The organism is Methylobacterium sp. Leaf99, from assembly GCF_001422375.1.
Lineage (GTDB): Bacteria > Pseudomonadota > Alphaproteobacteria > Rhizobiales > Beijerinckiaceae > Methylobacterium.
On the sequence record NZ_LMMU01000007.1, the window covers coordinates 429,135 to 442,755 of the forward strand.

11 protein-coding genes are annotated in these 13,621 nt (G+C 68.7%); 6 read left to right on the forward strand and 5 right to left on the reverse strand.

The window, feature by feature from the left end:
• Nucleotides 1-9: 9 nt before the first annotated feature.
• Nucleotides 10-987 (reverse strand): sensor histidine kinase, encoded by a 978-nt coding sequence (locus ASF28_RS12895; RefSeq protein ID WP_056092981.1) that lies wholly within the window; start codon nucleotides 985-987, stop codon nucleotides 10-12.
• A 196-nt stretch (nucleotides 988-1,183) separates the two neighbouring features.
• Between ASF28_RS12895 and ASF28_RS12900 the strand changes: the two genes are divergently transcribed.
• Nucleotides 1,184-1,558, forward strand: a complete 375-nt coding sequence (locus tag ASF28_RS12900) for a response regulator (protein ID WP_056092984.1) — start codon at nucleotides 1,184-1,186, stop codon at nucleotides 1,556-1,558.
• A gap of 207 nt (nucleotides 1,559-1,765) precedes the next feature.
• Nucleotides 1,766-5,143 carry a PAS domain-containing protein gene (locus tag ASF28_RS12905; protein WP_244475004.1) on the forward strand — a complete coding sequence of 1,126 codons (3,378 nt, stop codon included), beginning with the start codon at nucleotides 1,766-1,768 and terminating at the stop codon, nucleotides 5,141-5,143.
• Nucleotides 5,144-5,374: 231 nt separating this feature from the next.
• On the opposite strand, the gene ASF28_RS12910 is transcribed toward ASF28_RS12905, so the two are convergent.
• Complete coding sequence (locus ASF28_RS12910; protein ID WP_056092987.1) at nucleotides 5,375-9,106, reverse strand: vitamin B12-dependent ribonucleotide reductase; 3,732 nt, start codon at nucleotides 9,104-9,106, stop codon at nucleotides 5,375-5,377.
• Nucleotides 9,107-9,581: 475 nt separating this feature from the next.
• Between ASF28_RS12910 and ASF28_RS12915 the strand changes: the two genes are divergently transcribed.
• Both ASF28_RS12915 and ASF28_RS12920 read left to right on the forward strand, forming a co-directional pair.
• A complete protein-coding gene (locus tag ASF28_RS12915; protein ID WP_056092992.1) occupies nucleotides 9,582-9,998 on the forward strand; it encodes an NADH:ubiquinone oxidoreductase subunit NDUFA12 in 417 nt (138 codons plus the stop codon).
• 100 nt (nucleotides 9,999-10,098) lie between these two features.
• Entirely contained in the window at nucleotides 10,099-10,758 is a 660-nt protein-coding gene (locus ASF28_RS12920; RefSeq protein ID WP_056092994.1) for a DUF2155 domain-containing protein, read from the forward strand.
• A 10-nt stretch (nucleotides 10,759-10,768) separates the two neighbouring features.
• Here ASF28_RS12920 and aat read toward each other — a convergent pair whose 3' ends face one another.
• Together aat and ASF28_RS12930 are read right to left on the reverse strand one after the other, a co-directional pair.
• Complete coding sequence (gene aat / locus ASF28_RS12925) at nucleotides 10,769-11,437, reverse strand: leucyl/phenylalanyl-tRNA--protein transferase (RefSeq protein ID WP_056094165.1); 669 nt, start codon at nucleotides 11,435-11,437, stop codon at nucleotides 10,769-10,771.
• Nucleotides 11,438-11,551: 114 nt separating this feature from the next.
• Nucleotides 11,552-11,887: a hypothetical protein gene (locus tag ASF28_RS12930; RefSeq protein ID WP_056092996.1), complete on the reverse strand. Its 336-nt coding sequence runs from the start codon at nucleotides 11,885-11,887 to the stop codon at nucleotides 11,552-11,554.
• A gap of 347 nt (nucleotides 11,888-12,234) precedes the next feature.
• On the opposite strand from ASF28_RS12930, the gene ASF28_RS12935 reads away from it, so the two are divergent.
• Nucleotides 12,235-12,432: a hypothetical protein gene (locus ASF28_RS12935; RefSeq protein ID WP_056092999.1), complete on the forward strand. Its 198-nt coding sequence runs from the start codon at nucleotides 12,235-12,237 to the stop codon at nucleotides 12,430-12,432.
• On the forward strand, nucleotides 12,429-13,133 hold the full coding sequence (locus tag ASF28_RS23670) for a DUF6883 domain-containing protein (RefSeq protein WP_338011690.1): 705 nt from the start codon (nucleotides 12,429-12,431) through the stop codon (nucleotides 13,131-13,133). The genes ASF28_RS12935 and ASF28_RS23670 overlap by 4 nt, the downstream gene beginning before the upstream one ends.
• Nucleotides 13,134-13,300: 167 nt before the next feature.
• Here the strand turns inward: ASF28_RS23670 and ASF28_RS12940 are convergent, their stop codons facing one another.
• Entirely contained in the window at nucleotides 13,301-13,606 is a 306-nt protein-coding gene (locus tag ASF28_RS12940; protein WP_157085578.1) for a hypothetical protein, read from the reverse strand.
• Nucleotides 13,607-13,621 lie beyond the last annotated feature (15 nt).

Below are 13,621 nucleotides of genomic sequence, written 5' to 3' on the forward strand. Positions count from 1 at the left end.
ATGCGCCCCCTATTCCGTCGGGACCACCATCTCGAAGTGCAGTCCGCTCCCGTCGATGCTGCGCTGGAAGCGGCCGCGCAGGCTCCGTTCGATGGTCTGCCGCAGGAGGCGGGAGCCGAAGCCGGTCCCGTCGGCCTTGTCGGCCTTGGTCGGAGCCACGCCTTCCTTCCAGGTCAGCCGCATCTCGCGCCCATCGGCGCGACCCTGCAGCCTCAGGGTTCCGCCCCCCGAGAGGGCCCCGTACTTGGCCGAGTTGGTGGCGAGTTCGTGGAAGATCATGGCGTAATCGTTGACCCGGTCCGGGGGCACGGTCGCGCTTGCGTCGATCGCGATGCTGATGTTGGCTCCATCGCCGTAGGGGGACAGGATCCGTTCGGCGAGATCCTGCAGCCTGACGTCACCCTGGTCGTGCCTGTGCGAGCGCGTCGCCAGGCTCGTCGCCTCATGCAGGACGCCGAACCGCCGGGAGAGATCCTCGGCGAAGTTGGGCGTCGACTTGGCGTCCCGGGCGACGATGGCGGTGAGCGCCCGGGCCACGGTGAACATGTTCGAGACCCGGTGCTCGAGTTCCGCGGTCAGAAGGTGCTCTGCCTCCTCGGCGCGCTTGCGGTCGGTGATGTCGAGGAAGATGGCCTGCACCCATTCGCCGACCTGACCGGCGTCGCCGCCGACGCCGCGTGCCGAGATCCAGCGGGCGTCGGCACCGTCCCCGATGCGGAAGTCGAAGCTGTAGGGTCCCGGATCGGTCGCGCTCGCATCCCAGTCGCGCATCATTCCGTGCCGATCCTCGGCGCACACCTTCTCAAAAAGTTCGTCGATGGGAACGACGGTCTTGGAGGTGCCCCAGAACTCCCGGCACAGGTCGTCGAGTTGGGCCAACCGCCGGCTCGGCGACCATGCCCACAGGGCGACGCCGCCCCGGTGGATGGTTTCGGTGAAGCTCGCGAGTGTCCACTCGTACTCGGTCGGCGTGGTATCGGCGGCCATGCATTCCCTAGGTCTATCCGGAGCCTCGGCGACGCCTGCCGCATCACCGGGCGCATCACCGGGAATGGAAACCCGCCGTCCGGGAATTTGCTCCGCGCCCGGGGCAAGTGGGATGACCGTGACGGGGCCGGACGCGCTCATTTCACAATCACGTTCGGCACCGGCAACTCATCCCCGGCTTGCCTGTTGGGACGCCATGACGATGAAGCGCTCCCCGGAAACATCGCTCGTCCTCGTCGTCGAGGACGATGATCTCGTACGGTTCTGTGCCGTCGAGATGCTCGAAGACGCCGGGTTCGGCGTGGTGGAGGCACGTCATGCCGACGAGGCCTGGTCGGTCCTGCACCGGCGGTCGGACATCGGTGTGCTTTTCACCGATGTCGACATGCCGGGCTCCATGTGCGGGGTGACCTTGGCCGAACGCGTCTACGAGGCGTGGCCGGAGATCCGTCTGATCCTGACCTCCGGGCGCCAGCGCCTCGCCGACCGGGAAGTTCCCGACCACGGCCTTTTCGTGCCCAAGCCCTACAGCGCGTCCGAGGTGGTGGCCGCGATCCAGCACGCCGCATGACGCGCACGGCATCGGGGATCTTTTCGACCCGTCATTCGACGGGTCGGGCATCCGGAAGGTCCTGACGCGACGCCCATGCCTTCCGGGATTTTGCGGAATCGTCTAGGCCGGCGGAAAGCGCGGGCGGACCGTCCGCTCGGTCGAGCCGAGGCGCGGTTGTCGCCACGCGTTCGAGATGGGGCGGCAAGGCCGGTGAAAGCGACCAGCGTGAAAAGTCTCACCCCTCCGGACCCGACATCCCGGCCGTCCTCCGAAATCGTCCGGATCGATACGGACCGCATCCTTTCGGAAATCGCGGGCGGCGACGGGCTCACCGATCCGTTCGCCGCCGCCGTGCGTGCCACCCGCATGCCGATGATCATCACGGACCCCCGGCAGCACGACAATCCGATCATCTTCGCCAACGCGGCGTTCGGGCGGCTGACGGGCTACGCCCCGGACGAGATCCTCGGGCACAATTGCCGCTTCCTCCAGGGTCCGGACACGGACCCGCGGGACGTCGCCCGCATCCGGGACGCCGTCACCGAGCGGCGCGGCATCGATTTGGCGCTCCTGAACTACCGCAAGGACGGGACCACCTTCTGGAACCAGCTGCTCCTGGCGCCGGTCCTGGATGCCCGGGGTGAGGTCGCCTACTTCTTCGCGAGCCAGTACGACGTCACCGCCGACATGGGGCAACTGACCGCCCTCAGGGGCAGGAACGATGCCCTGACCGCCGAACGGGCCGCCAGCGCCGACCGCCTGCAGTTCAGCGAGACGGTCCTGCGCCTCGCCACCGAGGCAGCGGAGATCGGGACCTGGGACTTGGACGCGGTCACCGATACCCTGATCTGGTCGCCCCGAACCCAACCGATGTTCGGCCTCTCGCCGAATGCGGCCTACGACCTGACGACCTTCGTCGAGACACTGCATCCCGAGGACCGGGCGGCGACGATGGCGGCCCTCGCCGCCATGCTCGATCCCACCCTCCGGGCGGCGTTGGACATCGAGTACCGCATCGTCGGGCGGGAGGACGGGGTCGTGCGCTGGCTCGCCTCCAAGGGGCGGGGCATTTTCGACGATCAGGGTCGATGCGTGCGCGCCGTCGGCATCGTCCGCGAGGTGACCGAACGCGCCGAGGCCGATCTGGCCCGGCGGGAAGAGGAGAAGCGACGCACGACGCTCCTCGAACTGAACGACCGGCTTCGGGACATTCAGGACCCCGACGCCCTCGCCCACACGGCCTGCGCGGTGGTCGGCACCGTCCTCGGGGTGAGCCGGGTCGGGTACGGTGTGATCGACACGGTGGCCGAGACCATCACCATCGAGCGCGACTGGAACGCCCCCGGCATCCGCAGCCTCGCGGGCGTCCTGCAGTTCCGCGATTACGGGTCGTACATCGAGGACCTCAAGCGGGGCGAGATCGCGGTGGTGTCGGATGCGTCGGCGGACCCGCGCACCCGGGCCAACGCGGACGCCCTGGAGAGCATCAGCGCCGCGGCGTTCGTCAACATGCCCCTGGTCGAGCAGGGCTCGTCCGTGGCCCTGTTCTACGCGAACCACGCGGTGCCGCGCTCCTGGGCGGAGGGCGAGATCGCGTTCATGCGCGAGGTCGCCGGCCGGGTCCGCCTGGCGACGGAGCGCCTGCGTTCGGAGCGGGCCCTGCGGACCAGCGAGGAGCAGTTCCGCATCCTCACGCAGGCCATCCCGAACCAGGTCTGGGCGGCCCGGCCCGACGGTTATCTCTACTGGTTCAACGCGCAGGCCTATGCCTATGCCGGCGCCGAACCCGGCTCCCTGGACGGCGTCGCGGAATGGAGCCGCATCGTCCATCCCGACGATCTCCCGCCGGCCGGGGAGGCCTGGGCCGAGTCCCTCGCCACCGGCGCGGTGTACGAGACCGAGTTCCGTATCCGGCGATTCGATGGCGCCTATCGCTGGTTCCTGGTCCGCGCCGAACCGGTCAGGTCCCCGGACGGCGCCATCGTCCAGTGGGTCGGCACCAACACCGACATCGACGAGCGTCGGTCCCAGGCCGCCGAGCTCGCGGCCCTGAACGCGACCCTCGAACGGCAGGTCGCCGAGCGGACCACCGACCGCAACGCCCTGTGGCAGTTGTCGACGGACATCATGCTCCGCTGCGCCTTCGACGGCCGGATCGTCGCGGTCAACCCGGCCTGGACCGCGATGCTCGGCTGGCGCGAGGGCGAACTGGTCGGCACCTCCCTGTTCGACCTGCTCCATCCCGACGACATCGAGCGGACCATCGCCGGGGCCAGGAATTCGTCGGAGGGCCAGTCCCTGGCCCGGTTCGAGAACCGCTATCGCCACCGGGATGGCAGCTATCGCTGGGTCTCGTGGTCGACGCGTCCCGACGAGACCCTGATCAACGCGGTCGGTCGGGACGTCACGGCGGAGAAGGAGCAGGCGGAAGCCCTGCTCCGGGCCGAGGAGCAACTCCGGCAATCGCAGAAGATGGAGGCGGTCGGACAATTGACCGGGGGGTTGGCCCACGACTTCAACAACCTGCTCGCCGGCATCTCGGGCAGCCTGGAGCTTCTGCAGACCCGCATGGCGCAGGGCCGGCTGACCGACCTCGACCGCTACATCAACGCCGCCCAGGGCGCCTCGAAACGGGCCGCGGCCCTCACCCACCGGCTCCTGGCCTTCTCCCGGCGCCAGACCCTCGACCCGAAGCCCACCAACGTGAACGGCCTCATCGCCGGCATGGAGGAGCTCATCCGCCGCACCGTCGGGCCGTCCGTCCACGTCGAGGTGGTCGGTGCCTCGGGCCTGTGGCCGGCCCTGGTCGACCCGCCGCAGCTCGAGAACGCCCTGCTGAACCTGTGCATCAACGCCCGCGACGCCATGCCGGACGGCGGCCGCATCACCATCGAGACCGCCAACAAGTGGCTCGACGACCGGGGCGGCAAGGAACGCGACCTGCCCCCGGGCCAGTACCTCTCCCTCTGCGTGTCCGACACCGGCACCGGCATGACGCCCGAGGTGATCGAGCGCGCCTTCGACCCGTTCTTCACCACCAAGCCTATCGGCCAGGGCACCGGGCTCGGGCTGTCGATGATCTACGGCTTCGTCCGGCAATCGGGGGGGCACGTCCGGATCTACTCGGAGATCGGAGACGGCACGACCATGTGCCTCTACCTCCCGCGCCACTACGGCGCCGCGGAGGAGGCCGACCCCATGGGCTCCCTCGGCGACGCGCCGCGGGCGGAGCAGGGGCAGACCGTGCTGATCGTCGACGACGAGCCCACCGTCCGCATGCTGGTGACCGAGGTCCTGGAGGATCTCGGCTACACCGCCATCGAGGCGGCCGACGGCCCGGCGGGTCTCAAGGTCCTGCGCTCGAACGTGCGCATCGACCTGCTGGTGACCGATGTCGGTCTCCCCGGCGGCATGAACGGGCGTCAGGTCGCCGATGCGGCGCGGGTCAGCCGGCCGGGCCTGAAGGTGCTGTTCATCACCGGCTACGCCGAGAACGCCGTCGTCGGGAACGGACACCTCGACCCCGGCATGGCCGTCCTGACGAAGCCCTTCGTGATGGAAGCCCTGGCCTCGCGCATCCGCGAGCTCATCGCCGGCCCGTAGCCTCGACGCGGACCGGCCTGGGGGTTCGGCGACTGCCGTCCCGCCGGGGCGGACCTCCAGCGAACCCGCCGGTCCGTAACATCCTGCCGGGATCGGGTTCGACGCCCGGGCGGCTCACACGAATGGGCCGCCCCGGGGGAGCGGCCCATCCGTTCGCCTGCTGGTTTCGTGCGGACTAGCGAAGCGTCATCTTGCGGACGTCGCCGGCCGTCATGCGCGGCCGCGCTTCGATCACGAGCAGCCGGTGGTCGAGCCGCAGGTGTCGCACTTCAGGCAGGTTCCGTTGCGGACCAGCGTGAAGTTCGCGCATTCCGGGCAGGCCTCGCCGACATAGCCCTTCATCTTCGCCTCGGCGCGGCGGTCGGAGACCGTGCGCTCGGGTTTGGCGAAGGGCAGTGCCTCGACCAGGGTCTCGGCGAGTCCGGCCGGGACCGGCTCCGCCTTCAGCGCCGTGGCGCCGCGCAGGGCATGGACCACGCCGCCGGCCGGGGCCGAGACGCCGGCGCTCGGCGCGCCGACCCCGACCGTGCCGCCGGCCGGGCCGCCCTGGATCAGGGTGAGACGGTCGGCCGAGCCGCGGAGAAGACCGCGGGAGACCACGTTGGCGGCGACGGGGTCGGACTGCCTGTCGCCGCGGGCGCCCTCGCCTTCGCCCTTGCCCATCACCGTGTTGCCGATCTCGGACGGGTCGACATGGGCGAGGTCCATCCGTCCCAGGTACGAGATCGCCAGCTCGCGAAACACGTAGTCGAGGATCGAGGTGGCGTTCTTGATGGCGTCGTTGCCCTGGACGAAGCCCGCCGGCTCGAACCGGGTGAAGGTGAAGGCGTCGACGTATTCCTCCATGGGCACGCCGTACTGGAGGCCGATGGAGATCGCGATGGCGAAGTTGTTCATCAGGCTGCGGAAGGCGGCGCCCTCCTTGTGCATGTCGATGAAGATCTCGCCGATGCGGCCGTCATGGTACTCGCCGGTGCGGAGATACACCTTGTGGCCGCCGACCACGGCCTTCTGGGTATAGCCCTTGCGCCGGTCCGGCAGCTTTTCGCGGGACCGGATGCGCTCGACGCGCTCGATCACCCGCTCGACGATCTTTTCGGCGAGCTGGGCCGCCTTCGCCGTGGCCGGCTGGGCGGTGAGCGCCTCGATCGCCTCCTCGGCATCCTCCTCCTCGTCGGCGATGAGGGCTGAGTTCAGGGGCTGGGACAGCTTGGAGCCGTCGCGGTAGAGGGCGTTGGCCTTCAGGGCCAGGGTCCAGGACAGCTTGTAGGCGTTCTTACAATCCTCGACGGTGGCGTCGTTGGGCATGTTGATGGTCTTGGAGATGGCGCCCGAGATGAAGGGCTGGGCCGCCGCCATCATGCGGATGTGGCTCTCCACCGAGAGGTAGCGCTTGCCGATTCGGCCGCACGGGTTGGCGCAGTCGAACACGGCGTAGTGCTCGACCTTGAGGAACGGGGCGCCCTCGAGGGTCATGGCACCGCAGATGTGGGTGTTGGCGGCCTCGATGTCCTTCTTCGAATAGCCGAGGAACGGCAGGATCTCGAAGGCCGGGTCGGACAGCTTGTCGGCGGGCACCTTGAGGACGTCCGTGAGGAAGGCGTCGCCGAGGGTCCAGCGGTTGAACACGAACTTGATGTCGAAGGCCTGCTTCAGGCCGGCCTCGATGGCGGCGATCTTGTCGTCCGTGAACCCCTTGGCGCGCAGGCTCCCGGCGTTGATGGCCGGGGACTGGCCCATGGAGCCGTGGCCGACGGCGTAGGCCTCGATCTCGGCGATCTCGGATTCGCGGTAGCCGAGGGTCCGCAGGGCGTCCGGCACGGCGCGGTTGATGATTTTGAAGTAGCCGCCGCCGGCGAGCTTCTTGAATTTCACCAGGGCGAAGTCGGGCTCGATGCCCGTCGTATCGCAATCCATGACGAGGCCGATGGTGCCGGTGGGCGCGATCACGGTCGCCTGGGCATTGCGGAACCCGTGCTCCTCGCCGAGCTGCAGGGCGCGGTCCCAGGCGTGGCGGGCGCGGTCGGCGAGGTCGGCCTGCGGGATGTTGGCCAGATCCAGCGGCACCGGGGCGATCGACAGGAACTCGTAGCCCTCGGCCTCGCCGTAGGCGGCGCGGCGATGGTTGCGGATCACCTTGAGCATGGCATCGGCGTTCTCCTCGTAGGCCGGGAAGGCCCCGAGTTCGCCGGCCATCTCGGCCGAGGTGGCGTAGGACACGCCGGTCATGATCGCGGTGAGCGATCCGGCCAGTGCCCGGCCCTGATCCGAGTCGTAGGGCAGGCCCATGCTCATGAGCAGGCCGCCGATGTTGGCGTAGCCGAGGCCGAGGGTCCGGTAGCGGAACGAGAGTTCGGCGATCTCCTTCGACGGGAACTGCGCCATCATCACCGAGATCTCGAGGACCACCGTCCAGAGGCGGTTGAGGTGCTCGAAGGCGGCGACGTCGAAGTGGTTGGTGGCCCGGTCGTACATGGTCAGCAGGTTGGCCGACGCCAGGTTGCAGGCGGTGTCGTCGAGGAACATGTACTCCGAGCACGGGTTCGAGGCGCGGATGCGCCCGCCCGCCGGGCAGGTGTGCCAGTCGTTCATGGTGGTGTTGAAGTGCAGGCCCGGATCGGCCGACGCCCAGGCGGCCTCTCCGATCTTGTCCCACAGCTCACGCGCCGGCAGCGTCTTCGTGGTTTTTCCCGTGGTGCGAGCCTTGAGCTCCCACGCCGAGTCGTTCTCCACCGCGCGCAAAAAGTCGTCGGTGAGGGAGACGGAATTGTTGGAGTTCTGGCCCGCCACCGTGAGGTAGGCTTCCGAATCCCAGTCGGTGTCGTAGACGGGGAACTCGATCTTGGTGAAGCCCTGCTTGGCGAACTGGATCACCCGCTTGGTGTAGGAATCCGGCACCATGTCCTTGCGGGCGGCCTTCACGGCCTTCTTCAGGGCCGGGTTGCGCTCGGGATCGAAGCACGCGTCCCCTTCCGCCTCGCACTGGGTGCAGGCCTTCATCACCGCCTGGAGGTGCTTGGAGACGATCTTGGAGCCGGTCACCAGGGCGGCGACCTTCTGCTCCTCCTTCACCTTCCAGTCGATGTAGGTCTCGATGTCGGGGTGGTCGATGTCGACGATGACCATCTTGGCGGCGCGGCGCGTGGTGCCGCCGGACTTGATGGCGCCGGCGGCCCGGTCGCCGATCTTGAGGAAGCTCATCAGACCCGACGACTTGCCGCCGCCGCCGAGTTTCTCGTTCTCGCCGCGCAGCATGGAGAAGTTGGAGCCGGTGCCGGAGCCGTACTTGAACAGGCGGGCCTCCCGGACCCACAGGTCCATGATGCCGCCCTCGTTGACGAGGTCGTCCTGTACGCCCTGGATGAAGCAGGCATGCGGCTGCGGGTGCTCGTAGGACGAGGCCGACTTCGTCAGCTCACCGGAACGGTAATCGACGTAGTAGTGGCCCTGGGCCGGGCCATCGATGCCGTAGGCCCAGTGCAGGCCGGTGTTGAACCATTGCGGCGAGTTCGGCGCCACCATCTGGCGGGCGAGCATGAAGCGCAGCTCGTCGAGGAACGCGGAGGCGTCCTCCTCGGAGGTGAAGTAGCCGCCCTTCCAGCCCCAGTAGGTCCAGCAGCCGGCGAGGCGGTCGAACACCTGCGTCGAGGAGATCTCGGAAACGTAGCGCTCGGCCTCCGGCACCTCGGCCAAAGCCGCCTCGTCGGCGACGGAGCGCCACAGGAACGACGGGACGTCGTTTTCCTCGACCTTCCTCAGGCGGGCCGGCACGCCGGCCTTGCGGAAATACTTCTGGGCCAGCACGTCGCTGGCGACCTGGCTCCAGCTCTCGGGGACCTCGATGCCCTCCAGGCGGAACACCACCGAGCCGTCCGGATTGCGGATCTCGCTCAGGGTCTTGCGGAAGGGGATGGTGGCGTAGGGGGATTGCCCGGCCGTGGTGAGGCGACGCTCGAACCGCATGAAACCTGTCTCCCGCCCATGGCGCGATGGCGCCGGCGCTGTGATGCTGGACTGGTGCGGACAAGCGACCGCGAACGCCCGCGCCGCGCTGTCGAAACCAGACAAAATCGATGAACCGCCGAGGGACCGGATCGCTTCGGCGACATCCGAAAGCTAGCGCGTCGAGGGCCCTCACGTCAACAACTTGTGTGCGTCGGCTATGTTCCTGACTAGATGTTGTGTCGGCACCCTAAATCCTGTGGATATCCGAGGCTTTCGGATAAGTGCTCTTTGGCGCTCGCGGAATCGCCGCGAAAATTTTCGGAGCCCACAGGTTGGGGCCGATGGGGCCAGGCGTGCGCCATGGTTAACGCGGCCGGGGTGTGACAATCCGGGCGCAGGCGGGCCCGCCGACTGGACTTGAGGACGGCGCCTCACCATAGTCCCGCGCACATGACGGACCGGCGGCCGACACCGCCCCTTTCAGGCGAACGCGATGGCTCTCAAGGACACGCTCCTGCGGATCTTCACCTGGTGGAACGGGCAGACCATGTCGCTCGCCCTCTACACCGCGCGGAAGGGCCAGCGCGTCGGCACCGATGACGGCGGCAACACCTATTACCGGGCCCTCGGGCCCCTCATCGACCGGTCGGTGGGGCCGGAGCGGCGCTGGGTCGTCTACAACGGCTACGCCGACGCCTCGAAGGTGCCGCCCGGCTGGCGCTCGTGGCTGTGCCACAACGCCGACGTGCCGCCGAGCGAGGAAGCCTACACCCCGCGCGCCTGGCAGAAACCCCATGTCGAGAACCTGACGGGGACGCTCGGCGCCTACCGCCCCAAGGGCTCGCAGCTCAGCACCGGCCAGCGCCCCGCCGCCACGGGCGACTACGCGCCGTGGACCCCCGGCGATTGATCGATCCGCCGGACACGGCCCTTTTTCCACCAATGTTAGACGCTTAACCGCTGGTCGCGTCGTCATCGCCTCGTGGCGCGCCGTCACAAGGGAGCGAGCCGTGAGCCGCAGCACCGCACGCGTTTCGCGATCCGGCCTCTTCGCGGCCCTGGCCCTGGCCTTCGCCGCGCTCCCGGCCCAGGCGGACAAGATCAAGAACCCCACGGCGGTGTTCTCCGGCCTCGACAAGATCACCGGCCGCATCGTGTCGTTCGAGGTCGCCGTCGACGAGACCGTGCAGTTCGGCGCCCTCCAGCTCACCCCGCGCGTGTGCTACAGCCGCCCGCCCACGGAGAGCCCGAAGACCACGGGCTTCCTCGAGGTCGACGAGGTCACCCTCGACTCGAAGTACCGCCGCATCTTCACCGGCTGGATGTTCGCGGCGAGCCCCGGCCTGCACGCCATCGAGCACCCGATCTACGACGTCTGGCTCGTCGACTGTAAGGGCGGCTCCGACGTGATCGCGGAGGCGAAGGAGCAGGAGGACGTGCCGGTCCTGGCCTCCAAGTCCGACAAGCCCCGGCGCCAGCGCGGCGGGCAGGACGCGACCCGCACGGCCCAGCAGGTCAACCCCAACGGCCAGGTCGACGTCGAGGCGCCCCGCGGCGTGCCGGTCCAGCCCAAGCAGAAGCCCTCGCGAAAATTCTTCCCGACCAACGAAGGCCCGGCCCCGGCCCCGCCGCCCCCGCCGCAGAACCTGTTCGACGCGCTGTTCCGCTGATTCGGAGCGCTCAGGGCGCCGCCAGCGCCGCCAGCGCCGTGCTGCCATCGATGATCACGTCACGCGGCCACACGTTCCAGTCGGCCGTGTGGCCGATCGCGTCGGCGAGACGGCGCTTGTAGACGTGGCGCGGCACCTCCTCGGCGCCGAATTGCTGGAGATGGTCGGTGACGAACTGAGTGTCGGCGAGGCGGTAGCCGCCGGCCCGCAGGCGGGCGACGAGGTGGACCAGGGCCACCTTCGAGGCGTCGCGCACGGTGTGGAACATGCTCTCGCCGAAGAAGGCCGCGCCGAGGGACACGCCGTAGAGGCCGCCGACGAGGCGGTCCTCCGCATAGACCTCCACCGTGTGGGCGTGGCCGGCGTCGAACAGGGCGCCGTAGAGGTCGCGGATGCGGGCGTTGATCCAGGTCTTCTCGGCGTCCCGGCGCGGGGCGGCGCAGCCCGCGATCACCGCGTCGAAGTCGTGATCGACCCGGACCGCGAACCCGTCCGCCCGCACCGTGCGGGCGAGGCGCTTGGCGACGTGGAAGCCGTCGAGGGGCAGGATTCCGCGCGCCTTCGGCTCGACCCAGTAGATCGCCGGATCGTCGGCATCCTCCGCCATGGGGAAGATGCCCGCCGCGTAGGCCTTGAGCAGGATCTCGGGCGTGATGTCCACGCGGTCTGCGTCGTGCATGCCGGGACTGTGGCGCGGCCGGCGCTCGAACGCCAGGGCGGAACCGCCGCCGCCATGCAAAACGGCGAGACCCGAGGGCCTCGCCGCTGTTCGATTCAAGTCTCGCAGGTGATTTCAGAACTCCGGGCCGCCCGAGGTGGCGCCGAGGTTCGGCACCGTGCGGTTGATCTGCTCGGCGTTGCCGCCCTTGGCCGAGTCCACGATGATCGCCTCGCTGTTCGACGGCAGGGGACGGGGTCCGACGCTGCCCGTCGCGTCGAGGTCGAGGAGCCCGGTGTCGGCGTTGCGGTAGGCGCCGGTGACCGACGGATTGTCGAGGGGGCCGCGGGTGGTGTTGCCGGCCTGCGGGAAGGCCCGCTCGGGCTGGCCGACATTGCCGGACGGGGACTGGGCCAGGGCGCCGGTGACGGACAGGGCGAGGGCGGCGACGGCGAGGGTGACGGAACGCATGGGAGTCTTTCGGGATGTCTTGGGTGGGATGTCTTGGGCGGGATGTCTTGGGTGGGATGTCTTGGGATGTGTCCGGGTGGCGCGGAGCGTTTGCCCCGGCTGGAAGAACGATCGTCTTCCGTCCGGTGTGATTGGGCAATTCAATTGTGCGCAATCAGTTCCCAGAATAATTGCGTCGGCAAAATGTCATGCGAAATCGGGATTGCGGCGGGTGGCTGACAGGCACCGGGCGGGCGCCTATGTTCGATGGCGAACCGAGGTGCAAGATGCCCCCACTTCCCCACCCAGGTCCGTCCACGCGATCCACGCTCCGTAAGAGTGGCGCCTCCGACGTTGCCCGGACGCCCATGCCGGGATTCAGCATGGTGACGCTGTCCGCTCCCGTCGACTTGGACGATGGGCGGACCCTTCCCGTCGGCGCGGAGGGTGCCATCGTCGCCGTCTGGGCGGACGGGGAAGCCTACATGGTCGAGTTCGTCGCTCCGTTCCCGGCCGTGGTGACGGTTCCGGCACCGAGCCTGTCGCGGGCACCGGCCGACGCGTGAGCGCGACGGTCCCGCCGCGCGCCGTCGCACAGGCGAAAATCACTCGCTATCTGCTCAACCCCACCCACAAGCTCGGTGGTCCGAAATCGGTGTTCTTCCGGGCGTTCGGTTTCTTGGTCGACCGGTGGGAGATCATGGCGGCCGCCCTCGCGCAGCACCCGGATCGCAACCCCGTCGAGAAAACGATCTCCGATCAATGGAGTCCGAGACCGGTCGATCGCTTCGGCTGGAACGGTCGCGACCGGCTCCCTCTCCTGGAAGGCAGGGCGATCGCAGTTGGCGTTTGGGGCGTTGGGAGTTCCCGCAACGCTTTGTCATCCCGGGGCCGCGCAGCGGAACCCGGGACCCAGAAACTCTGGTCTGGCAAGGCTTTGCGCTGTCGGCGGCTCTGGATTGCACGCCTCCGGCGCGGCCCTCCGGGTCCGGGTTCGCCTGCGGCGCCCCGGAATGACATCCGGCGATTCGCACAAGAGACCGAACTGATGGAGCGAAAGCCCGATGACGTTCGTCGTTCGATGCAACATGGAGCTTCGGACGGACGCAACTCCTGCATCCTGTCCGTGTGGATCGGCTGCTCCGGTCGGCAGGAGGCGGAATGCCTGATACGGTTTCCGCCTGATCCGGTCGGTGACGCGGTGCCATGCGGGTCCCCTCCTCCCCTGGCGCGGGTCCCCTCTCCTGGAAGGAGAGGGACAGGGTGAGGTGTGTGGATTCTCCGGAGAGTCCACGACCCTCACCCCAACCCTCTCCCAAACAGGAGAGGCCGGAGTTGGTATGACCGCGTATCCCGGGGCCTGATGCACACGAAAAAGGCCGGCCCCGTGGGACCGGCCTTCGCCGCATCGATCGGTTTGAGAACCCGAAAAACCTACCGGGCCGGGCCGCCCGCGGTGCCGCCGGTGTTCGGCACCATGCGGTCGTTCTCCTCGGCGTTGCCGCCCTTGGCCGAATCGACGGCGCCGGCGCCCGGCGACATCCCGTTCTCGCCGGCCGGCATCGATCCGGTCCGGGCCGGGGCCATATCGCGGGTCGAGGGCTTGTCGATGGGGCCGCCCGCCGTGTTGCCGGCCTGCGGCACGCCGCGCTCGGGCTGGCCGACATTGCCGGAGGACGACTGCGCCAGGGCCGGGGTGGCGAGCAGGGCCGACGCGATCAGGAGGTGGGACAGGCGCATGAACAGATCCTCGGT